The following is a 22,587-nucleotide window of genomic DNA, read 5'->3' on the forward strand; positions in this document are numbered from 1 at the left end:
CCCGACCGATCCACCGACCGAGCCACCGCGGGCGCCTGGCGGCGCCACCGGAGACCACCACCGACGAGGAGACCCGCATGAGCCACCACCGCACGGAGCCAGCCGCAGCGATCATCAGCCGGGAGCGCCTGCCGCTGGTACTGGTCGGCCTGCCGGGCGCGGGCAAGACGACGGTCGCTCGCCTCCTCGCCGCCGCCCTGGGCATCCAGGTGACCGACACCGACGCGGAGATCCGGCGCCGGGCCCGCATGACGATCCCGGAGATCTTCTCCACCGAGGGGGAGGAGGGCTTCCGCGACCGCGAGACCCGCGCGCTGAGGGACGTCCTGGAGTCCCTCGGCGCCGCCCACGGGATCGTCGCCCTGGGCGGCGGCGGCATCCTGCGCCCGGAGAACCGCGAGATGCTGCGCCACCACACCGTCGTCTACCTCTCCGCCTGCCCGGCCACCGCGGCCCAGCACGTCGGCAGCGGGGAGGGGCGCCCCCTCATCAGCCCCGGATCGGATTCCGATGCGGCCCTGACCGCCGTGCAGGCCTCCCAGGGGGCGCGCACCGGCGTGCTGGCGCGCATGGAGGCCCTCGACGCCGAGCGCCGCCCCCTCTACGAGGAGATCGCCACCACCACCGTGCCCACCGATGGGCTCACCCCGGCCCAGGTGGCCGCCCTCGTGCTCGTCTCCCTCGGGGCGACGCCGGCCTCCACCGCCCGCGGGCTCGCCCGCGCGGGCATCCGCTCCGACGCGCCCGCCCGCCACGCGTCGTCGCCCGAGGCGCCCGTCGGCCCCGCGCCCCGGCGGACGGCCCGCCCCCGCGTGACCGAGGAGGCCGAGGGCACCACCACCGTCCATGTCCCCGGAGCGGCGGGATACGACGTCGTCATCGGACGCGGGCTCGCCCCCCGGGTGACGCGAGCGGTCCTCGCCTCGCCGGGCCAGGGGGCGGGCGGGGTCGCGATCATCCACCCCGGCGTCCTCGCCCGATCCGCCGGGGGACTCGCCGGGGACCTCCACGCGGCCGGCCTGCGGACGGCCCTCATCGAGGTCCCCGATGGGGAGGCCTCCAAGCGCGCCGACGTGCTGTCCTCCATCTGGGAGCGCCTCGGGCGGGCGGGGGTGGGCCGCGACGGCTGCCTCATCGGCGTCGGCGGGGGAGCGACCACCGACCTCGCCGGCTTCGCCGCGGCCACCTGGCTGCGGGGCATCCCCGTCGTCCAGGCGCCCACCACCCTCCTGGCCATGGTCGACGCCGCCGTTGGCGGGAAGACCGGCATCGACACAGCCGCCGGCAAGAACCTCGTGGGGGCGTTCCACACTCCCAGCGCCGTCATCGCCGACCTCGACATCCTGGCCGGCCTCCCGCTCGACGAGCTGCGCGCCGGGCTCGGTGAGGTCATCAAGTGCGGGCTCATCCACGACGAGGAGATCCTGCGGCTCGTCGAGGCCGACCCGGTCGCCTGCCTGCGCTCGGACGCGCCCGTCCTGGCCGAGCTCGTGCGCCGGGCGGTCCTCGTCAAGGCCGCCGTCGTCGCCGAGGACCTCACCGAGGCAGGGCTCCGCGAGATCCTCAACTACGGGCACACCTACGCCCACGCCATCGAGAGGGTCACCGACTACGCGTGGCGCCACGGCGAGGCCGTGGGAGTCGGATGCGTCTTCGCCGCCGAGATCGCCCACCAACGGGGTCTCCTCAGCGCCAAGGGCCTCGCCCGCCACCGCGAGGCCCTGACGGCGGTCGGCCTGCCGGTGTCCTTCCCCGACGGCGCTGAGCGCTGGGACGACCTGCGCGCCGCGATGCGCTCGGACAAGAAGAACCGCGCCGGACGGCTGCGCATGGTGCTCGTCGAGGACCGCTTCGGCCGCTCCCGGCCCGTCCGGGGCGTGGAGCCGACCCCGGGCGAGCTCGAGGCGGCCCACCTCGCGGTCACCGCTGTCCCGGCGGGGCAGGGCGCATGAGCGGCGCGGCGGCGATCGTCCTCATCGGTCCGCCCGGCGCCGGCTGCACCACCGTCGCCCGGGCCCTGGCCGGGATGAGGGGCGCGCCCTGCCTGGACCTGGGCGCCGAGACCGCCGCCCGGGTCGGCGCGGCCGAGGAGCTCGCGCTCGTGGCCACCCCGGAGACCGAGTACAGGCGCGTGGAGGAGGCGACCGCCCTTCAGCTCATCGAGGGCGCACGCCGCGGCGGCGGCGTCCTCGCCCTGGGATCGGGCTGCCTGGGATCGGAGCGCGTCCAGGCCTCCCTCGCCGCCCTGCGGGGGCAAGGGGGCGCCGTCGTCGCCCTGACCGCCTCGGTGCGGCGCCTGGCCACCCGCAACGGCCTCGACGCCCCGCGCTCGGTGGCCCTGGGCACCATCCACCACGAGTTCACCAGGATGCTGCGCCATCGCGAGGACCAGTGCCGCCGGGTCGCGAGCATCGTCGTCGACACCTCGGACAAGAACCCCGCCGGGGCCGCGGGCGCGATCATGACGCTCCTCGACACGCCCGGGGCCCGTCCATAGCCTGAGCCGCATGTACGTCGCCCAGCACTTCGAGCTGCCCGAGGACTACGCCCGTCGGCTCCTCACCGCGCCGCGCCGGGGCAACCTCGTCACCGTCCACGACCACGGTCCCGAGGCCAGTCTCGTCCCCTTCTACCACGACGAGGCCACCGGCTCCCTGGTCACCCACCTGGTGAGGAACAACCCCCAGGCCAGGCTCCCGCTCGCCCATCCCACCGGCCTGGTCATCCTCGACGAGGCCGACGCCTACGTCTCCCCGGCCATGTACGCCACCAACGCGGTCATGCCGAATGTCCCCACCTGGGACTACATCACGCTTCACGTCAGCGGGCGGGTTAGGGTCGACCCCAGCCCCAGCGCCGCCCTGGAGGCGGCAGCGAGGCTGACCACCGCCATGGGCGACGGCGCCGCGCTGGACTCCGTCGGCCAGGAGAAACTCGAGCGGATGTCGCGGGCGATCGTCGCCGTGAGTATCGAGGCGACGACGGTGCGCGGCAAGGCGAAGATGAGCCAGAACCGTCACCCCGACGACGTGCGCGGCCTCATCGCCGCCATGGACGAGGCGGGGGAGGAGGTCCTCGCCCGCTACCTGCGGGAGGTGTCCCTGCCCTACGCCGAGGAGCGCTTCGCGACGATCTCACGCCTGCGCGGCGCGCGCCGGGCTGTCGCAGCCCCTGGCCTGGCACGGTAGACTCACCGAGTCCTAGACGTGCCGGGCTCCGCGGGCGAGCGGCCCCAGGGATCCCGGTCCCCGACTTGAAGTAGAGGAAACCACTCGTGGCAACGACGAACGACCTGAAGAACGGCCTGGTGCTCAACCTGGAGGGCCAGCTGTGGCAGGTGGTGGAGTTCCAGCACGTCAAGCCCGGCAAGGGCCCGGCCTTCGTGCGCACCAAGATCAAGAACGTCCTGTCCGGCAAGACCGTGGACAAGACCTTCAACGCCGGCCTCAAGATCGAGACCGCCACCGTCGACCGCCGTGACATGCAGTACCTGTACAAGGACGGCGACGACTACGTCTTCATGGACGTCAAGTCCTACGAGCAGACCAACGTGCCCTCCGACATCGTCGGCGACGCCGCCACCTTCCTCCTGGAGAACCAGGAGGTCATCGTCGCCTTCCACGACTCCGCCGTCCTCTTCGTCGAGATGCCGCCCTCCGTGGTGCTCACCATCTCCCACACCGAGCCGGGCCTCCAGGGCGACCGCTCCAACGCCGGCACCAAACCCGCCACCGTGGAGACCGGCGCCGAGATCCAGGTCCCGCTGTTCCTCAACACCGGTGACAAGGTGAAGGTGGACACGCGCACCGGCTCCTACATCTCCCGCGTCAACGACTGAGGCCGGCCGTGCCCGCTGACGACGCCGCTCAGGCGGCCGACCCGCTTCTGGAGGCGCCCGAGCCCAGCGCCGAGGCCACCACACAGGCCTCCCGCTCATCGGGCGCCGCCTCGAAGCACGCCGTCACCGCCCGCACGAAGGCGCGGCGGCGCGCGATCGAGATCCTCTTCGAGGCCGACCAGAAGGGCCTCCTGCGCCCCTCGCGCGACGGGGACCGCTTCCGCGCGGCCGACCGCCTGCGCGACCTCGCGCTCGAGCGCGCCGTCCACTCGGCCAACCACACCGAGGCGCCCGCCTACGCCCGCGAGATCCTCGCCGGCCTGGCCGATCACCTGGCCGAGGTGGATGACGCCATCGAGGACTACGCCCAGGAGTGGACGCTCGCCCGCATGCCCGCCGTCGATCGCGCCATCGCCCGCATCGCAGTGTGGGAGATCGTCTACAACGACGACGTCGATGGCCCCGTGGCCGTCGACGAGGCCATGACCCTGGCCCGGATCCTGTCCACTGACGACTCCCCGCGCTATCTCGGTGGCCTGCTCGGCCGCGTCGTCGACCTCGCCGACACCCTGCGCTGATCCCGATCACCGCACCGCCCCGCATCCCTCGCCACGCTGATTTAGGCTGGCGGCTAGAGCGCCCGCACGGTCTTCCGCCTCACTCGCCAACCTTCTCCAGCGACCGCGGCGTAACGGGCAGGGCGAGGACCACCTCGAACATGTCCTCGACCAGGTCCGCGCTGACACTACCGCCCATGCGCTCAGCCAGGGCTCTCACGATACTCATCCCGAGCCCGGTCCCAGCCGGGTCGCTTGACCAGCGCCGCTCGAAGACCTGTGTGACATCCAGATCCTCAGGGCGCAGCACCTCGTTACGCATCCGCAGCCACACCTGACCGGCCACTGCCTGCTGTCCTGTGCCACCCTGCCCAGCCTCGACAATCAGCTCGTGGCGCCCGTGCTGGATGACATTGCGCACCAGGTTGGTGAGGATCCGTCGCAGGGCCTCCGGATCGGTGTGGACGATCAGGGTGCCTGGCACACGGACCTCCACCGCGATCCCCGCGGCCTGCAGGCCGGCGACCGCACCCACAAGGCACTCTCCGACTTCCTCGGCGAGGTCCACGGGGACGCGGTGGACTGACGAGGCAGGCTGCTCGCCACTCAGCCAGGCGTAGTCGAAGAACTCGTCAACCAGCACCGCCAGCCTGTCCGCGTGGCGGCGCGCGGTGAGTAGCTGACCGCGCTGGACGTCATCGAGCTGGGTGCTTGCCAACAGCTGTTGGTAGCCCCGCACCGCCGTCAGGGGCGTGCGCAGGTCGTGGGAGAGGTCGGCGACGAAATCACGGTAGCGCCGCTCGTGACGCTCCACGGTTGCCATAGCCCGCTCGTTCTGCGCTATAACGTCGTTGACGTGGGCAACCAGCGTCTCCAGGGCCCGGTCCACCAGCTCCAGGTGGATCGGGGTGTGCGTGTCACCCTCACGACGCTGACGCAACTGCCTCGCGACAGCGCGTAACTGCCGATGAAGTAGCAGGCACCGCAGCACCGCGACTGCGGTGACGAGACTCAGCCCCACGGTGACTATGTCCACGCGCGCCTCCCGGAGTCCGCGTCCAAACCCGTTCTGAGCAAACCGCCGCGCGCCCTCCCCGGCTGCGCCCGCTCACACTAGCAGAGACGCACTCGAGAAGGGCGCGCGGCTCAGAGGGTCAGTTGATGTCCGCCTTCCGGAAGATCAGCCAGCTGACGACGACCCACAGCGCGATAAAGGCGAGGGCAATGCCTGTGGCCGCCATGATCTCTCCACTAGAGCTGTCCAGGGTCAGCGGCAGATCCGGAGACCAGGGCGTCGCCTTGAGCACCGACGTGCCGAAGTCGTTCTGCGTCGCCAGCCTCGCCAGCGAGTCCATGAGAAACCCACCCACAAATCCTGCGGCGGTTGTCACCAGGGGACGTCTGGTGGCGAAGGCGACAGGGAGGCAGAACCCCAGACGGGCGAATGACACGACTGTCGACACCACTAACAGGCCGATACTCGAAGTCACGTCCCCCACTGACCCCCCGTTGGAGGCCGCAGCCACCTCCAGGGGAGTCGTGGCGATGAAGACGCTCACATCCCACCCCGCAACCAGACACATGAGTGATCCGACAACATAGGGGAGCAGGACTGCGCAGACGGCAATCAGCGCCATTACGGCCTTGACGCTGACCAGCACGGAACGGGACGCCGCCAGCAGCCGGTCGTGGACCGTGCGGTTCTCCAGGTCGGAGGCCACCACGACACCGACAAGCAGGCTTCCCAGCAGCGATAGCGCCATAGGGTCGGCGAAGCCGCTGACCGACCCTGAGACCGACATATCGTAGGTGCCGTTGGCAATAAGATGCGCGGAGAGGTAGAACCCGGCGGCCATAGCGGCCGAGACCGCCAGGCATATCCACAGTACGCGCGACCGCAACAGAACGTAGATATCGGCACGCAGCAGGTTAGACACGGTCATTCTCCTTCTTCTCACTCACGTCCGCGGGCTGTGCCGTGTGGTCGACGACCGACAGGAAGTACTCCTCAAGGGTCTGTCCCTCCTCGACCACGGTGGTCGGAACAAGGTCCTGGGCGACGAGACCGCGCACCAGCTCCTCCCGGTTGTCGGGCGGGTCAAGAAGGCGGACGCTGCCGTCCGACATGACACGCATCCGCTCGACACCCATGGTCTCCAGGGCGCGAACCATCCCGGGCACGTTCGAGCCGCGCAGTGTCAGATACCGGGAGCAATGCTCCTCGAGCTCAGCGTGGCTGAGCGACTCACACAGACGCCCGTTGTCGACGATGAGGTAGTCGGTGGCGGTCTGGTACATCTCGGGCAAGTTGTGGCTGGAGACGAGGATAGTCGTCCCCCGCTCACGGCAGAGGTTGACCAGGAGGTTTCTCACCTCCACCACGCCAACCGGGTCAAGTCCATTCACCGGCTCGTCAAGAATAAGCAACTCGGGACTAGCGACCAGGGCCACAGCGATACCCAGTCGCTGGCGCATCCCCAGGGAGAACTCGCCGACCTGCTTCGTCCCCACGTCGGCCAGCCCGACAAGCTCCAGCAACTGACCTTCCACATCCGCGGACGGAACACCTCGTATAATACGGTGCAGCCGCAGGTTGGCCCGGGCGCTCATGCCGTACTGGAGGCCAGGGGCCTCAATGAGGCAGCCCAAACGCCGCAGTTGCTCCTGGCGCACTCCCTGGCCGCGTCGTGGGGAGCGGCCGAAGAGCTCAATATCACCAGATGTCGGAGTGACAAGCCCACAGATCATGCGCATCACGGTGGTCTTTCCCGCCCCGTTGCGACCGATGAGCCCGTAGATGCGGCCGCGCTCCAGGGAAAGGTCGAGAGCGTCAACAGCCACCTTGTCACCATACCTCTTGGTCAACGACCGGGAGCGTAGGACAAAATCACCCTTTCTCCGCGGCGCCACCGCTGGGGACGAGAGCCTCATAATCCTCCTTCACCGCAAGCTTCTGTTCAGCAGCATCCCGGGGTGCGGAATGCGGCGCCAGCATATGAGGGAGAAGTTGAGAAACGGTCGAGGCGGACCAGGCCAACGGTTGAGATATGGTCGAGGCTGACATCCCTGGCCCACGCGCGGGCCCGTCAGGCGGCGCTCATGCGGTACCCCAGCCCCCACACGGTCTCGATGTAGTCGGTCCCAGGGTCAAGCGCGCGGATCTTGGCCCGCAACCGGCTCACATGGGTCTTCAGAGAGCTCGAGGCCGCGCCGGCGCCCTCGAGCAGGCGGACAAGGGACACCGTGGACACCACCCGGCGCTCGGCTGACATCAGCGCCTCAAGGACGGTGAACTCCGCAGGCGTCAGAGCCAGCTCCTGATCACCGACCAGGACACGATGGGCGGGCACGTCAAGGACCAGGGCACCGCTGCGCAGCGCGGGGACCTCTTGCGCCGGGCGGGCCCGGCGCAGTAGCGCGGTCACCCGCGCGGTCAGCTCATCGAGATCGAACGGCTTGGTGAGGTAGTCATCGGCACCCAGACGCAACAAATCGACCTTGGCCCACACCGCGTCCTTGGCCGAGACCACGATGACGGGGATGTCACGGGTGTCGGGACGCTCGCGCAGACGCGCCAGCAGACCGTCGCCCGAGAGGCGCGGCAGCATCAGGTCAAGGAGCACGACGTCTACTCCACCAGCACCGATCCGCTCCAGCGCGGAGGCCGCCTCGCCAGTCCGCTCGACAGCGAACCCCTGCGAGGAGAGGTGGTCGGACATCAGCCGGGCCAGGTCGACGTCGTCCTCGACGACAAGCACGCGCGCCCCGCCAAACCTGCCCCAGGAAGACGCCCCCACATAAATGACCGTAGCACACCGGCGAGTTGTATGAGGTCATGACGTTGGTGACACGAGCGTGGACTCCGGCGGCGGGTGGTTGGTCATGGCAGGCGGTGTGGATGTGAGTGCGGTCCACGCGCCTGCCGGCGCCGCGCTTGGAGTCCTTCGCCTGGGCGGCGACGTGGGCGATGGGGCGGCCGGCCTCGATGCGCATCACGAGCCTGTGGCGGCCCTCGGGGGTCAGCGGCGCGTGACGGTGTGTTATGGGCGGCGGGTCCTCTCCTGGACGGACTGGGCGACTTGAGCATCACCGATCCTGATGGCCAGGCCCCGCCGCCCCTTTCTACGCCCTCCCGGCGTCGGCACATCATGACCCACAACAGTTAGCCGGAACCAGATAAACAAGTCTCCACAAACCCGGGGCTTGACAGACTTCTGCGAGAAGCGCCGACCTGGCCGATTCTCGGGCATCGCGGGACTGCCTTATTGATGAATCTTGGACGATAAGCGTGCCTGCTTCCGCGATCCCCGTCCTCATTCCCTGAACACAATGGCTTCCGCGAGCGCGAATCCCGCAGGAATTGCCGTCAAACTACGGACCCCACCCCCCTTGACATGCGACGTTGGGGCTGTTAACGTTGCTCGGGTCTTGCACTAGGGCGATCGAGTATGGTCGCCTCGGTGCTGGCGCGATCCCTGTACACCTCTCAAGGAGTAAGGGCTATGACGCCTGCCCGCGAGGTTTGTTCCTCTCTGTCTGCTGTCCATTCACCCAAGATTCAAGAAGGCTTGAGTTTGCGTGTCTGCCATGTGGTTGACACCCAGGCGGCAGACGGCCTTTATTCTGCTGGCGCTCATCCTGTTCGGGGTCAGGGGCTGATTGCTCGGGCCGTCATGGGCGCCGCTCTCCAAAGCGACGTTTCCCTCCTTGTCCGTTGTCGTGCCGACCACGTTGACCTTCCTGACCGCATGGCATGTGACTATGGCTGCGCCGTTGGCGGAGGGGGGACGGGTATCCGGAGCCTGGTGCCACGCGTCGCATCTGCGCTGGTACGCTCAGACTGGCCTGCTCGACTCCCGGTGGGCGCGCCATGTCGGTGACCTTCCTTGTAGGCGGACAGGGCGGTCAGTACTTCGGGATGGGGACTCGGCTGTATGACAGCTCCCCGGACTTCGCTGCCAGGTGCGACCTGGCTGACTCGGTGACCCGCTCTCAGTACGGCTTGAGTGTGCTCGACTACATCTACGACCCATCCAGGCGCGTCGAGGACCCGTGCGACGATCTCCTGCTCTCCTCTGCGGCCCTGCTGGCGACGCAGACGGGGCTTGCCGCGGCGCTGGGGCGGCATGGCGTCGTTCCGTCCGCTGTTGTGGGCAGCTCGTTGGGGGAGTTCATCGCCCTCGTGGTCGCGGGAAGACTGACGTTCGACTCGGCGCTGGCCTATGTGCTCGAGTTCGCTGCTGACGCGACCCGTCGGATGCCTCTGGGCTGGATGGCCGCGCTCCTGGGCGACGGGCAGAAGTCTCTGCCCGCCTTCGCGCGCAGCCTTCGGGTCGATCTGGTGTCGTTCACCTGCGATCGCCACGTGGTCATTGCCGGACGCAACGGGCAGTGGCGCGAAGTGCGAGACCGCGCGGTGGAGGAGGAGCTGACCCTTACGGTGCTGCCGGTGCCGCACGCCTTCCACACTCCAGATGTCGCGTGCCTGGCGCCTCGTCTCCAGCCGGTGAGGCTGGAGCCTCCTGGTGACGTCAGCGTGCTGCGCTGCGCTACCGCCCAGAAGGTCGAGGCCCACCTGCCGGATCCTTATGCGACGCTGCGCCTGCCGATGCGTCTCGTCGACACGGTCATGTCGCTACCGAGCCGGGAGCGCCGTCTCGTGATCGACCTCTCTCCGGGCGGTGGGTTGGCCGCAGCGCTGCGCCTGGCGGACCGCAGTCTGACGACGCGCGCGGTCATGACCCCGTTTCACCAAGAGATCGAGGAGGTGGAACGTGTCGCGCAGCTGGCGGCCCGGGCGCACCATGCCTGAACGGCTCGTGCCCGTTGTGGTGACGGGGGTGGGCGTGCAGGCCGCGCAGGCCTGTGGCGCTGCCGAGTTCGAGGCACTGCTGTGGCGTGGACAGGCCATTCCCGTTCCGGGGGACGGCTCCTCATGCGTCGCGCGGATCGAGCAGGAACCGGCTGACCGGCTCGCAGTGCTGCAGGCGCGTGGCGCGGTGCCTGAAGGTACCGTCCTGCCCCGTCGGGCCGGAGCGGCGCTGCACTGGGCGGTCCTTGCGGCCTGGGAGGCGCTGGCTGCTGCTGGTGGTCGCCAGGTGCGCCCTGACCGCCTCGGAGTGTTCCTGGCGGGGGAAAGGACCACGGTCGAGGTCGTCGAGGAGATGCGCAGCGCCTTCGCGCGGAGGCCGGAGGCGGTGCGCCCCAGCGTGGTGCAGAGGCTGTGGGCCACGGATGTCATGGCCGGAGTGGCCGAGGCGTGCGATGCCCGGGGGGAGTGCCTTGTCGTCGGAGGAGCATCGGCTGCGGGCAACTGCGCTCTTGTCGCGGCGGCGCGTGCGATCACTGCCGGCGCGTGCGACATGGCTGTGGTCGTGGGGACGCTCGACGGCCTCCTCCCGGCCCTTGTCCAAGGTTTCGCCAATGTCGGGGTGCTGAGTGGCCCGGACCGACCGGGCCTGCCGCTGGATCGTTCACGTCACGGATTCGTGCTGGCAGAGGCCAGCGCGGCCGTGGTCCTGGAGTCCGCGGACCACGCGACTCGACGTGGCCAGCCCGTCCACGCACGGCTGGCTGGTCTCGGGATCCGTAACGATGCGCGGAGAGGCACCCTCCCAGCCCTCGATGGGGAGGTCGGCGCGATGCGGAGTGCTCTGGCCGCAGCGGGTGTGGCGCCGCAAGAGGTCGACGTCGTCAACATGCACGCGACGGGTACTTCTCAGGGCGACGAGGTCGAGTGGGCGGCGGTGCAGCAGGTCTTCGGCGAGGGGCCGTGGTTGCAGGCCACCAAGGCCCTTGTCGGACACTCGCTCGGCACCGCGTCCCTGGTGGAGGCTGTCGCCTCGGTGCTGCAGATCTCCGCTCAGCGGGTGCACGCCTCTCCCGTTGAGGATCCCCTGGGGCCGCGCGTCGCGACGCTGCCGCAGCCCGGACCAGTGCGTCACATCGTCTCCAACGCCTTCGCCTTCGGGGGACTCAGCACCTCGTTGGTCTTCAGCCGTGTCTAGCCGTTCTGATAACTCTGATAATGAGGAGTCTTCTTCTATGATCGCCTACTTGTTCCCGGGTCAGGGTTCCCAGCATGTCGGGATGGGGGCTGACCTGTTCCGTCGGTACCCGGAGCAGGTCGCTGCTGCTGACGACATCCTGGGATACTCCTTGGAGAGGCTGTGCGTCGAGGATCCTGACGGGCAGCTCTCCAGCACCCAGTTCACCCAGCCCGCCCTTTACACGGTCGACGCGCTGTCGTGGCTGCGGTGTCGCGATGAGGGCAAGACCGTCCCTGACTTCGTCGCCGGTCATAGCCTCGGCGAGTTCGCGGCGCTTTTTGCCGCTGAGGTGTTCGACTTCGAGACTGGTCTGCGCATGGTGCAGCGACGTGGAGCGCTTATGGCCCAGGCTCGTGGCGGTGGTATGGCCGCAGTGCTTGGCCTTGACGAGACCGCTGTGCGGGAGGTGATGAAGGAGGAGGCTCTTGACACTATCGACCTGGCGAACATCAACTCGCCCAGGCAGTGCGTGGTGGCGGGCATGGCGGACGATGTCGAGCGCGCCCGCGAGGTGTTTGAGCGGCACGGTGCCCGCTACGTTCCCCTCAATGTGAGTGGCGCCTTCCACTCCCGATACATGGAGGCCGCCCGGGCGGATTTCGTTGATTACATCTCAGGAATGACGTTCAACCCGCCGAGGTTTTCCGTGGTGGCCAATGTGACGGCCCGTCCGCACGTGCCCGGTGAAATCGCGGAAACGCTTGCGCGCCAGATCTCCAGCCCCGTGCGGTGGAGCGAGTCGATGCGCTACCTGATGGGCCGCGGTGTGACGACATTCACTGAGGTGGGGCCAGGATCTGTTCTGACCGGACTGCAGCGCTCCATCGAGCGTGACGCGGTGCCGCTGGTGGAGGAGGGTGACTCGGCTCCGGGCTCGCAGCCTGGGGAACCGGGGCAGGATGGAGCGGCGTCGTCGGAGCCGTCCGAGTCCCTGCCAATGGTGTGCGGCAGTATGCACCGCGGAGTCAGCGGTCCGGAGCTTGTCGCCGCGGCTGTGGCCGAGGGTGTCCTGGCCGTGCTCGGGACAGACGGTCTCAGCCTCCAGGAGGTTGAGGAGCGTGTTGTGAGGACGGCCGCTCTGACGGGGCAGCGGGACTGGGCGCTCGCTGTCTCCCATTCCTGGCGTGACCCGGGCCGCGAAGCCGCGCTGGTCGACGTCGCGCTCCGTCACCGAGTGCGCTGGCTGGAGGCTTCGGGCTACGTGAGCGTGTCCCCCTCCCTCGTCCGTTTCCGCCTGAGCGGCGCGACCCGGGGCAAGAACGAGGTGGTGCTACCACACCAGATCCTGTGCAAGACCTCGCGTCCGGAAGTGGCCAGGAGCTTCTGCGCGCCTGCTCCTGCTGACATGGTCTCCCGGCTGGTGGGCAGTGGTCAGCTGACTGAGACGGAGGGCCAGCTCGCGGCCGACGTCGCGATAGCGAGCTGGCTGTGCGCGGAGTCGCAGGGCGGCTGGGTGACTGACCACGCTCCCGCGATGGCGGTCCTCCCCACTTTCATCAGGCTTCGTGACGAGGCCCTTGCCCGGGGGCTGGCGCACCCTTTGCCGGTGGGGCTGTCAGGAGGGCTGGGCGCCCCCGAGGCAGTGGCGGCGGCGCTGGTCATGGGCGCGGAGTTCGTCATGACTGGCTCTATCAACCAGTGCACGGTTGAGGCCGCCACCAGTGACCATGTCAAGGACATGCTTGCCGCCTGTGAGATCCAGGACACCACTGACGCGCCGTCGGCTGTTGCCTTCGAACTGGGCACGCGGATGCAGGTGATGCGTCGAGGTGTGCTGTTCGCGGCACGTGCCCAGCGCCTGCGCGACATCTACGAGCGCTTCACGTCCTGGGACGAGGTGGACGAGCGGACGCGCGACCAGGTCGAGCGACGTGTTCTGGGTGAGAGCTTCGCCGACGCCCGGGCCCGCGCCGAGTCCGCCGGAGCTCTCGAGGCTGGTGAGAAGGACGGACGGATGGTGATGGCCGCAGTCTTTCGGGCGCACCTCGACCGTTGCGCTGTCCTGGCGATTGAGGGTGACCCCGATCGTCAGGTGGACTACCTCGTCCCATCCGGGCCGGCCATGGGCGCCTTCAACTCGTGGGTCAAGGGCACCGATCTCGAAGACTGGCGCCAGCGCCAGGTGGGGCGGATCAACCGGGATCTGTACGAAGCGGCCGCAGCGCTGGTCGCGGAGCGTCGCGCATGACGTCGGCAACCAGTCTTGAGGATCGTGACGGAGTGACCTGGCTCACTCTTCACCGGCCTGAGCGCGACAACGCGCTGGATGGCGCGATGCTCGACGGCATCGAGGAGGGCCTCGTTCAAGCGAGGAGGGAGACCGGTGTCCTGGTGCTGCGCGGTCTTCCGGAGGTCTTCTGCACCGGTGCCGACCTCTCGCTGGTCGCCGGCCCGAACAGCGAGTATGACCATGCCCCTGAGAGGGTGTATCAGCTCTGGACCGAAATGATCGAGAGTGACGTGATCATTGTCTGTCACGTCCGCGGTCGTGCGAGCGCGGGAGGCGTTGGCCTCGCTGCGGCAGCGGACATCGTCGTGGCCGACATGACTGCGGCATTCGCGCTCCCGGAGATGCTCTTCGGCCTTATGCCAGCAATGGTGCTGCCGTTTCTCGCCCGCCGGGTGGGGTGGCACCGTGCCCATTTCATGACTCTCTCGACGCGTACTATCGATGTGGAAACAGCTGCCGCCTGGGGCCTGGTGGACGTGTATGACGCGCGTAGTGAGGTTGCCCTGGGACGGCTTCTCGCGAGGCTTCGTCGCGTCCCGCGTGACGCGGTGACCGCCTATAAGACCTATGCCGCCCAGGCCGCCGAGGTGGAGTCCTACCGGGAGCTGGCTGTCGCTGCGAACAGGTCCCGGTTCGCCGACTCTCGGGTACGGGCGCGTATCAGCGCGTTCACCTCCCGCGGCCTCATGCCGTGGGAGGTGGAGGATGCGGGAGCAGGTCCTTGCTCGCGCACGGAGAGGGAGCGTGACCTGGCGGACAGGCCGGGTTCCGGCGCGATGGGGACGATCGGGGGCCAGGCATGACCCGTAACCCCAAAACGGCGGGGGCTGTGCGCGCCGCGCTCGGGGAGGTGCTGAGGCCGTGGCTGCACGGGCGCGAGCAGATCGCCTCCCTCGGCGAGCTCGCGCTCAGCTCCGTCGACTACATCCAGGTCGCGCGCAGTATCAGTGATCGTCTCGGTGTCGAGGTCTCCGCGGGAAAGCTTTTCATGCACCCGGTGCTTGACGATCTCTCAGAAGTCCTTGCCGGGCTGCTGGGGGAGCCTCCTGCCGAGCGCGCCGACGCCGCCGGCGGCGTAGACGAGCAGCGCGGGGCAGACGACGCTCGTGAGGTCGCGGTGATGGGCATGGCCTGCCAGTTGCCGCCAGACATGCAGAGCCCTGAGGAGTTCTGGCAGGCTCTGGTGGAGCAGCGCGACTGCGTCTCGACAATCGAGGCTGTCAGGCCCTGGCTCGTCGAGCAGCATCTTCGTGACCACGACGACGTCGCCGACCTGCCAATGAGAGCCGGGATCACCCAGCGAATGGATGAGTTCGATGCGGCCTTCTTCGGTATAGCCCCGTTTGAAGCCCAGTCGATGGATCCGCAGCAGCGCCGCCTGATCGAGGTGGTCTGGCACGCCCTGGAGGACGCCGGGCTGCGGCCGTCGTCATTGCGCGGCAGCAGTGTCGGCGTCTATGTCGGGGCGCACCTCGTCGACTACAACGATGTCTCCTCCCATGTTCCGGGATCGGCCGACACCTACGCTGGCCATCTTGACTCGGGCCTGCACCCGGCAATGCTGGCTAACCGTATCTCGCGTCTCTACGACTTTCACGGACCCAGCATGGTTGTCAACACAGCCTGCTCGGGATCGAGCGTCGCCCTGCACCTCGCTGTCCGCGCGCTGCGCGCGAGGGAGGTGGACACCGCCGTCGTGGCGGGAGTCAACTACATAGGCTCGGCCAAGGAGCTCATGTGCAACAACCTGGCGGGCATGCAGTCCAAGGGCGGTCAGTGCAGGACCTTCGATGCTGCCGCCGACGGCTACGTTCGCTCGGAGGGCGTGACAGCCCTGGTGCTGCGACGCCTGTCTGACACCAACGGCTCGCGTGCGCGCGCCGTCATCCTGGGGACTTCATCGAACCACGACGGCAGGACCGGATCGCTGCGGGCGCCGGACCCGAGGGCGCAGGCAGCCCTTGTGCGTCGTGCCCTTGCTGATGCTGGCGTCACCCCCGACGAGGTGGGGATGGTCGAGTGCCACGGCACTGGCACACCCCTGGGCGACCCGATCGAGGTTGAGGCGCTGGTGGACGCCTTGCGTCACTCTGGGCGCAGGGATGAGCCCGTCCTGCTGACCTCGGCCAAGACGGTGGTGGGCCACCTGGAGTCAGCAGCTGGCCTGGTGGGAGTGATGAAAGCGGTGATGTGCCTGGAGCATGAGACGGTCACTGGGCTGGGGCACTTTCGGGCCATCAACCCCCAGCTGGACCTGGGCGGGGGAGTCGTAGGCCTCGCGGAGAGGAACTCGCCTTGGCCGCAGGCTCCAGGCCGCCGGCGCGTCGCCTGCGTCAGCTCCTTCGGTTTCGGCGGCACCAACGCCCATACCGTTGTCACCACGGCGCCCAGGCCTGATCAACCGCGTACCACGATCGTCGGGGAGGTGCCGCTTCTCCTGTCAGCGCGCTCCAGGAGGGCGCTTGAGGAGCGGGCCAGGCAGCTGTACGGGCTGCTTGAGGGCATGGACCGCTCCGAGCTGGAGCGCCAGGCCTTGGCCCTCATGGCCGCCGAGCCGATGGAGCACCGCCTGGCACTCGGCGCGGGTGGCGCGGCGGGCGCCCGAGAGCGCATCGGCGCCTTTCTGCGGGGAGCCAGTGACGGCATCTTCGTCGGAAGGGCCCCTCGCTCAGATTCCGTCATCCGCCCCTCCGAGGAAGAGGAGGCGCATGCGGCGCTGGCCCGTCTTCCCGGCGCGACGGACGACCTTCTGCGGGACTGGGTCGAGGGCCGGACCACGCCGTGGTCAGCGGTGGACTCTGCCAGTTCGCCGTTGCCCGCCTACCCGTTCGAGCGCCAGCGTCACCGGCTTGAGGCATCAGCCGTGAGAGCGACGGCTCCTCAACGCCTGCACGCGCTCGTGCTGCGCAACTCCAGTGACCTCACTGAGCAGAGCTTTGAGTCCGCGTGGGATGCGCGGATGCCTGTGGTGCGTTGGCACACGCTGCGTCGCGCGGCCTGCGTGCCTGCCGCGGCGTGGTTGGAGGTCGCCCGTTTCTGCTACGCCGCCTCTGTGCGTGGCGCGGGCTCCGGTCTGATGCTCGAGGACGTCGCCTGGGGCGAGCCGATGATGCTGTCCCGTGACGCGATCAGGAGCACTCGCACTGTCCTGAGCAGCGCGGACCAGGAACGCGTGGATCTTGACGTGCTCGATGGCCAGGATGGCGGAGTGCTGTTCCAGGCCTCAGCGAGGCCCCTGCGGGACGATCGGCCTCCCGTGCTCGGAGCGCCGATAAGCGCGGAGGGGAGCGCAACGGCTCTGGACAAGGAGCTCGATGTGCTCGGCGCGGTCCGCGGTGGGGGCTACGACTGCGTTACTGGCCTTGGGGAGATGCCCGAGCACCGCACGGCTCGGTTCGTGACGCAGCCGGATTTCTACGGGCGCGGCCGCAACGTCTCCTGCGACGTCTATGTGTCTACCCGGGCCATCGACCTCGCGTGGCTGGCCCTGCCGCACCACGCGGACCTGGAGCCCCTTCCCACTGCCGCGCGCCGTATCGGTGTCCGGGGCCCTGTTCCCGCTGAAGGCGTCATCCGTGCCCGGGTATCTGAAGATGGGGTGGATGTGGTGCTGAGCGGTGTCTCGGGGCAGGTGGCGGTCTGGTTTCAGGGGATCGTGTTCCGCTTGGCGCGAGGAAAGGAGAAGTGATGTCCCGTCCGATTCTTGAGGTCAGGGGACTGACCAAGAGGTATCCAGGTTTTGCGCTGGAGGATGTCAGCCTGTCGGTGGGTGCTGGCCGTGTGATGGGCTTTATTGGCCGTAACGGGGCCGGCAAGACCACGACGCTGAAGGCTGTTCTGCGCTTTATCCGCCCTGATGGCGGTGAGGTGCGCTTCTTCGGCGAGGACTTCCGGGGACGTGAGCACGAGGTCATGAGGCGCGTGTCGTTCTCGATGGGCGAGGTGGCCTTCTACCCCCGAAGGCGGCTGAGAACGATCACCGACGTCTACAGGCGGTTCTTTCCCCTCTGGGACGAGCGGGTCTACCGGGACTGCCTGGAGCGCTTCGAGTTGGTGGAGGACAAGAAGGTCGAGGCGCTGTCGGCTGGTATGAGGGTCAAGTACGGGATCGCGCTGGCGCTGTCGCGTCGTGCTGAGTTGCTGCTGCTCGACGAGCCGACCAGCGGGCTGGACCCGCTCTCGCGTGACGACCTGCTGCGCGAACTGCGCGAGCTTGTCGACGACACGGGTGTCGGCCTGCTGTTCTCCACCCACCAGATGGGTGACCTGGAGCAGATCGCTGACGATGTCACCTACCTGTCCCGGGGGCGGGTACGCGCCAGCGGGACTCTGGAGGATTTCGCGGCGCACTACCGCATGGTCTCAGGTCCTGCTGAGACGGTGCCATCTGGGCTGGGATCCGTGCTGATCGGTGCCAGCCGGAGCCAGGGGCGCGTGACGGGTCTGGTCGAGGCCTCGCGGCTGGGTGAGGCCGCGGTGGCTGGGATCCGTGGGCTGGAGGTCACGCCGGCCAGCCTCAACGACATCATTGTCCATCTTGAGCGTCAGGAGAAGCAGTCATGACCCCGATGGTGCGCAAGAGCCTGCGGCTGGTGAATATTCCGGTGACATGGTTTTTCCTGGCGCTGGTGCTGCTGCTCATGGTTCCGCAGTACCCCTATGTAATGGTGTTCCTGTACCAGGTGCTGGGACTGTACTTCGTGTTCCAGGGCGTGCGGGAGAACCATGACGTGTATTTCTCCCTGCTGCTGCCTGTGCGCAAGCGTGATATCGCCCGCAGCTACATGGAGTTGGCCTGGATAGTCGAGATCGCCCAGGTGGTGGCCTGTATACCGGTCATCCTTGTCCGCTACCAGATCTCGCCAGAGCGCAACCCGGTGGGGGTGCAGGCCAATATCGCGCTGCTGGGCGTGGGGCTGGTGGTGTTCGGGGTGTTCAATTCGGTGTTCTTCCCCATGTTCCTCAGGACGGGCTCGCGCCTGGGCGTGCCGGTGGCACTGGCGTCCCTGGCCGCCTCGCTGGTCGGGACCGCTGCCGAGGTCGGCGCGCACCTGGGAGGCGCGCCTGGTGAGGCCCTCAACGCCACCGGGAGCCAGCACCTGGGCCACCAGCTGGTGGTCCTGGGGGCGGGTGCCGTCTTCTTCGTCCTGGTCAACGCCGTCGCCCTGCGCGTATCCGCCACACGCTTCGAGCGCGCCGACCTGTGAGGCAGCCGTGGCACAGCGGCCATGTGTCTATTCACTCAGAGAGGGCAATAGTCATGAACGATTCTGCAGACACCACTGCGCAGCAGCCGTGGGCCACGATGTGCAGGGACCACGGAGACCGCTTGACCTGGTCGTTCAGCGACGGAGACTCTGTGCTGGAGACGCTGACCGGCTCCGAGGCGGCTCGCTGGGCGACGGCGCTCGCCGGCTGGCTCCAGGAGCGCACATCGCCGGGTGACCGCGTGCTTATCGGCCTGCCCTATGGCAGCACTTTCATCGCTGCCCTGCTCGCCGCCGAGTACGCGGGTCTGGTCGCGGTGCCCCTCTCGCCTGAGACGCTCGACCACTCCGAGGCGCTCTCGCCAGCCGCTGCCTACATCGTGTCTGACGCCGAACCAACCGTGGTACTGACCAGTTCCGCCTACGTCAGCCGGTTCCAGGGCATGGCCGAGCACATTGTGGATGCCGCTGCGCTTCCCCGGCAGGACGACGCCCAGGAGACACCTCCCCGGGAAGCTGGCTGGGACGAGGTCGCGATCCTGCTGTACACCTCAGGGTCGACCGGGGCTCCCAAAGGTGTCCAGCACACCCGGCGCAGCATCCTCTCCGAGATGCGTGTCTGCACCTCTCTGTGGCAGGTGGACGAGGGGTCGAGCGTGGTGAGCTGGCTCCCGCTGTCTCACAGTTTCGGCATGAGCGTGGGCTTCCTCGGCCCCCTGCTGGCAGGGTGCCCGGTGCTCCTCATGCCCAGCGCGGCCTTCATCGAGGCCCCGGACAGGTGGTTGCGCCTGCTCGCCACCAGGCACGCCACTCACACGGCAGCGCCCAACTTCGCGCTTGACCACGCCATCCGCCACGGTGCTGTGCAGTTGGACGACGATGTCTCCCTGGCCTCGGTGCGGACTGTCCTGACTGCTGGGGAGTGCGTCCGGCGTGACACGGTAGAGCAGTTCCACGCCACCTTCGCGCCCTGGGGGCTGCGACGCGACGTGCTGAGCGTGCACTACGGGTCAACCGAGATGTGCGGCGTCACGTGCTCCAGGCTTGAGGCCCCTGTCGAGTTCATCAGCCTGGATCGTGCGTCGCTGCGACGTGGGTGCGCTGAGTTCCGGGAGCCGGGGGCGGAGGGCGCGCGTGACGTGCCCTCGTGCGGCGCCCCGCGAGGGCACGTCCGCCTCGAGGTCCGCGATGCCCAGGGACACGATCTCGGTGAGGATCGTGTGGGTGAGCTCCACGTCCTGTCCGGGAGCGCCTCCTCCGGCTACTGGGGCAACCCGGAGCTGACCGGACGCCAGTTCACCAGCTCCGAGGAGGGGCGCTGGTACCGCACTGGCGACCTCGCTGTCATTCATGATCAGCAGCTTTTCATCGTCGGTCGCGAGAGCGACGTCATCATCATCAACGCCATGAACTATGATCCGGCGGACTTGGAGCTGTCGCTGCGTGAGGGTGCCGACCTGCCACAGGGGCTGGAGACCTGCGTCATCTCCTGTGATATCGACGATCGTGAGCGCGTCGTCGTCGTCCAGGAGATCCCCGACAGCATGGGCAAGAGACAGCGAGCCGGGCTGAGGGAGCGCAGCGTCGTCGCCCTCTCACAGTCGCACGGACTGTCTGTCCACGAGGTCGTCCTCGTCCCGCCCGGGACGCTGCGCGGCGATGGCATTGGCAAGCTCAGCCGCAAGGCCGTGGCCAGGCGCTACCTGGAAGGGGAGCTGGGCAGCGACCGGGCCCGTGGCGCCTCCTCTGGCGCGGAGTCCCACGCACAGGCCCCCTCCTTCACCTGGCCGCAGGATCTTGGGCTCGTCCAGGAACGGTGGGTCGTCGATTCCGGGCGCCGCAGCCCTCGGCTCGGCGACGTGCTGCTCGTCGGGGCGGAGCCTGAGACGGTGCCCGCGTGGCGTGAGGCTTGCGCCCCGTTCGCGGGTCGTGTCATCGTCGCCTCCGACGACCAGGCCGATGTGGTGTCTCGCGAGGCGACCTCCCAGCACGTGAGCACTGTGCTTGACCTGCGCGGGACACACGGGCCGTGGGACGCCGAGACAATGGCGGCGTCGTGGCGGATGCTGGCCGCGCTGGCCCAGCAGGCAGGGGACCCGCCAGCGGTGTTCCTGGTCTCCTCGGCGGTGACGCCGCAGGCGCGCGCGTACTGTGAGGCCCTGGTCGGCTTCGAGCGCTCTGTGGGCAGGGTGGTGCCGGACTGGCAGGTTCACCCAGTTGTCATCGATGAAGAGGTCCTGGCCGGCTCGGCGTGGCGCTCTCAGGTGGCAGCGGCGCTCGACCCCGCCGCTGGAGCCACCATGCTCAGCGGCGAAGGGCTGATGACGCTCGCCGGGGAGCGCATGAGTCCTGATGGCGCCGAGCCTCTGCCATCTCCTGAGGGCTCCTGGCTTGTCCTCGGGGTCACGGGTGGGATCGGCTCCTCGATCGCCAGGTGGCTACAGCAGGCTGGCGCCAGTATCGTCGGCGCTGGCCGCCGCAGCCTGGATGATGCTGAGGAGTCCCTCCACGCGGCTGGTCTTGAGGGGATCGACTACCGCGGCGTGGATCTGGGCGTGCCGACCGACCTCTCTGCTCTGGTCGCCTCGGTAGCGGCCGAGAGGAGCCTGCAGGGTGTTGTGTGGGCTGCCGGCCCCGGTCCACTGCCCTCAATGCCCGAGGCTGACCCGCGTGAGGTCGACATGTCGCTGCGCCTGCGGCTCGACTCCGCAGCGGCCCTGGCCCGTGCGGCCGCCGAGGCTGGTGCCAACCACGTCCTGTGGTGCTCCTCCACCGCCGCCCACCTGGGTGACTTCGGCAGTTGCGAGTACGCGGTCGGCAACCGCTACTTGGCCGCGCTGGCGGCCAACGGGCTCGGCACAAGCGTCGCCTGGCCGCTGTGGGCCGAGATCGGTGTCGGGCAGGAAGACACGGATAAATCATCCTTCATGCTGGCAGCGACGGGGCAGTCCCCGCTGCCTCCCCACGAGGCTGTGGGCGTGCTGGGCCAGGTGGCTGGTTCCTCCGGCCGGAGCATGGCGGTGGTCAAGGGGGACGTCGACCGGGTCCTGGCCGCCCTGCCCACGCCCCGTCAGGGGAGCGGGGGCGCGAGGAAGACTTCTGGGAACGGTCCCGCCTCGCCAGAGGAGGGGAGCCGCCAGCGCGGGGTGGGGGAGATCGAGCGCGCCCTGGCGGACATGCTCCACGAGCTCCTGCGCCTGCCGGTAGCGGAGGTGGCGCTGGACGTGTCCATGCATGACATGGGGCTTGACTCCATCTCACTCGTCGAGCTGTCCGGCATGATCACCGAGCAGCTGGGTGCCACCGTGGCTCCCGACGTGTTCTTCAGCCACCCGACCGTCAAGGCGCTTGCTGAGCACCTGGTGCAGCGCGTAGTCAGGTCTGGCCCTGGCACGGACGAGAGCCCCGGTGGTCCTGTCGCCGCACCAGCCCTGAGGCGGCGCAGCACCGGGCGTGCCGCGGGCGCGCCTCTGCCGCCAGTGACGAGCGCTCCTGGCGCTGACAGCGACGAGGCTGAGCCGTCGCCCCAGCAGTTCGGGCCCGAGGCTCCAGCCTCCTCCGCGCCGCGCTCGCAGCAGCCCAGTGTGGATCGGCGTGTGGTTGGTGCTGGTGTGGTTGTGTCGGGGATGGCGGGTGTGTTCCCGGGTGCGGCTGGTGTGGATGAGCTGTGGTCGTTGGTGCGGGAGGGGCGTGTTGCGCTGGGTCC

The 22,587-nt window shown here is 68.6% G+C and carries 17 protein-coding genes; 13 read left to right on the forward strand and 4 right to left on the reverse strand.

Translation table 11 applies throughout. The features are described from left to right. Positions 1 to 77: 77 nt before the first annotated feature. From aroB to nusB, 5 genes are all read left to right on the forward strand, one after another. Positions 78 to 1,952: a 3-dehydroquinate synthase gene (aroB, locus tag B1H55_RS08840; RefSeq protein WP_077241062.1), complete on the forward strand. Its 1,875-nt coding sequence runs from the start codon at positions 78 to 80 to the stop codon at positions 1,950 to 1,952. Continuing rightward, complete coding sequence (locus tag B1H55_RS08845) at positions 1,949 to 2,497, forward strand: shikimate kinase (RefSeq protein WP_077241063.1); 549 nt, start codon at positions 1,949 to 1,951, stop codon at positions 2,495 to 2,497. The genes aroB and B1H55_RS08845 overlap by 4 nt, the downstream gene beginning before the upstream one ends. Positions 2,498 to 2,507: 10 nt before the next feature. Further along, complete coding sequence (locus tag B1H55_RS08850) at positions 2,508 to 3,188, forward strand: FMN-binding negative transcriptional regulator (protein WP_077241064.1); 681 nt, start codon at positions 2,508 to 2,510, stop codon at positions 3,186 to 3,188. Between the two features lie 86 nt (positions 3,189 to 3,274). Beyond that, entirely contained in the window at positions 3,275 to 3,838 is a 564-nt protein-coding gene (efp, locus tag B1H55_RS08855; RefSeq protein WP_077241065.1) for an elongation factor P, read from the forward strand. A gap of 47 nt (positions 3,839 to 3,885) precedes the next feature. Further along, positions 3,886 to 4,416 carry a transcription antitermination factor NusB gene (gene nusB, locus B1H55_RS08860; RefSeq protein ID WP_073454367.1) on the forward strand — a complete coding sequence of 177 codons (531 nt, stop codon included), beginning with the start codon at positions 3,886 to 3,888 and terminating at the stop codon, positions 4,414 to 4,416. 79 nt (positions 4,417 to 4,495) lie between these two features. Here nusB and B1H55_RS08865 read toward each other — a convergent pair whose 3' ends face one another. From B1H55_RS08865 to B1H55_RS08880, 4 genes are all read right to left on the reverse strand, one after another. Next, complete coding sequence (locus tag B1H55_RS08865) at positions 4,496 to 5,431, reverse strand: sensor histidine kinase (RefSeq protein ID WP_077241066.1); 936 nt, start codon at positions 5,429 to 5,431, stop codon at positions 4,496 to 4,498. A 118-nt stretch (positions 5,432 to 5,549) separates the two neighbouring features. Further along, on the reverse strand, positions 5,550 to 6,332 hold the full coding sequence (locus B1H55_RS08870; RefSeq protein WP_077241067.1) for an ABC transporter: 783 nt from the start codon (positions 6,330 to 6,332) through the stop codon (positions 5,550 to 5,552). Beyond that, entirely contained in the window at positions 6,325 to 7,326 is a 1,002-nt protein-coding gene (locus B1H55_RS08875) for an ABC transporter ATP-binding protein (protein ID WP_077241068.1), read from the reverse strand. Before B1H55_RS08875 ends, B1H55_RS08870 begins: the two co-directional genes overlap by 8 nt. Positions 7,327 to 7,481: 155 nt before the next feature. Continuing rightward, positions 7,482 to 8,153, reverse strand: a complete 672-nt coding sequence (locus B1H55_RS08880; protein ID WP_017178659.1) for a response regulator transcription factor — start codon at positions 8,151 to 8,153, stop codon at positions 7,482 to 7,484. Positions 8,154 to 9,313: 1,160 nt separating this feature from the next. On the opposite strand from B1H55_RS08880, the gene B1H55_RS08890 reads away from it, so the two are divergent. The 8 genes from B1H55_RS08890 to B1H55_RS08925 form a co-directional block, all read left to right on the forward strand. Then, entirely contained in the window at positions 9,314 to 10,207 is an 894-nt protein-coding gene (locus B1H55_RS08890; protein WP_231953004.1) for an acyltransferase domain-containing protein, read from the forward strand. Beyond that, complete coding sequence (locus B1H55_RS08895; protein WP_077241071.1) at positions 10,170 to 11,402, forward strand: beta-ketoacyl synthase N-terminal-like domain-containing protein; 1,233 nt, start codon at positions 10,170 to 10,172, stop codon at positions 11,400 to 11,402. Before B1H55_RS08890 ends, B1H55_RS08895 begins: the two co-directional genes overlap by 38 nt. A gap of 37 nt (positions 11,403 to 11,439) precedes the next feature. After that, positions 11,440 to 13,632 (forward strand): ACP S-malonyltransferase, encoded by a 2,193-nt coding sequence (gene fabD, locus B1H55_RS08900; protein ID WP_077241072.1) that lies wholly within the window; start codon positions 11,440 to 11,442, stop codon positions 13,630 to 13,632. Then, the gene (locus tag B1H55_RS08905) at positions 13,629 to 14,477 is read left to right on the forward strand and encodes an enoyl-CoA hydratase/isomerase (RefSeq protein WP_077241073.1); all 849 of its coding nucleotides are present in this window, start codon (positions 13,629 to 13,631) and stop codon (positions 14,475 to 14,477) included. Before fabD ends, B1H55_RS08905 begins: the two co-directional genes overlap by 4 nt. Then, positions 14,474 to 17,362, forward strand: coding sequence for a beta-ketoacyl synthase N-terminal-like domain-containing protein (locus tag B1H55_RS08910; protein ID WP_077241074.1), 2,889 nt, complete (start codon positions 14,474 to 14,476; stop codon positions 17,360 to 17,362). Before B1H55_RS08905 ends, B1H55_RS08910 begins: the two co-directional genes overlap by 4 nt. Continuing rightward, positions 17,362 to 18,237, forward strand: a complete 876-nt coding sequence (locus B1H55_RS08915; protein WP_077241075.1) for an ABC transporter ATP-binding protein — start codon at positions 17,362 to 17,364, stop codon at positions 18,235 to 18,237. The genes B1H55_RS08910 and B1H55_RS08915 overlap by 1 nt, the downstream gene beginning before the upstream one ends. Further along, entirely contained in the window at positions 18,234 to 18,881 is a 648-nt protein-coding gene (locus tag B1H55_RS08920) for an ABC-2 transporter permease (RefSeq protein WP_017178652.1), read from the forward strand. Before B1H55_RS08915 ends, B1H55_RS08920 begins: the two co-directional genes overlap by 4 nt. 53 nt (positions 18,882 to 18,934) lie before the next feature. Then, a partial coding sequence (locus B1H55_RS08925; protein WP_080461688.1) for an AMP-binding protein occupies positions 18,935 to 22,587 on the forward strand: 3,653 nt, incomplete at its 3' end.

The organism is Actinomyces denticolens, from assembly GCF_002072185.1.
Lineage (GTDB): Bacteria > Actinomycetota > Actinomycetes > Actinomycetales > Actinomycetaceae > Actinomyces > Actinomyces denticolens.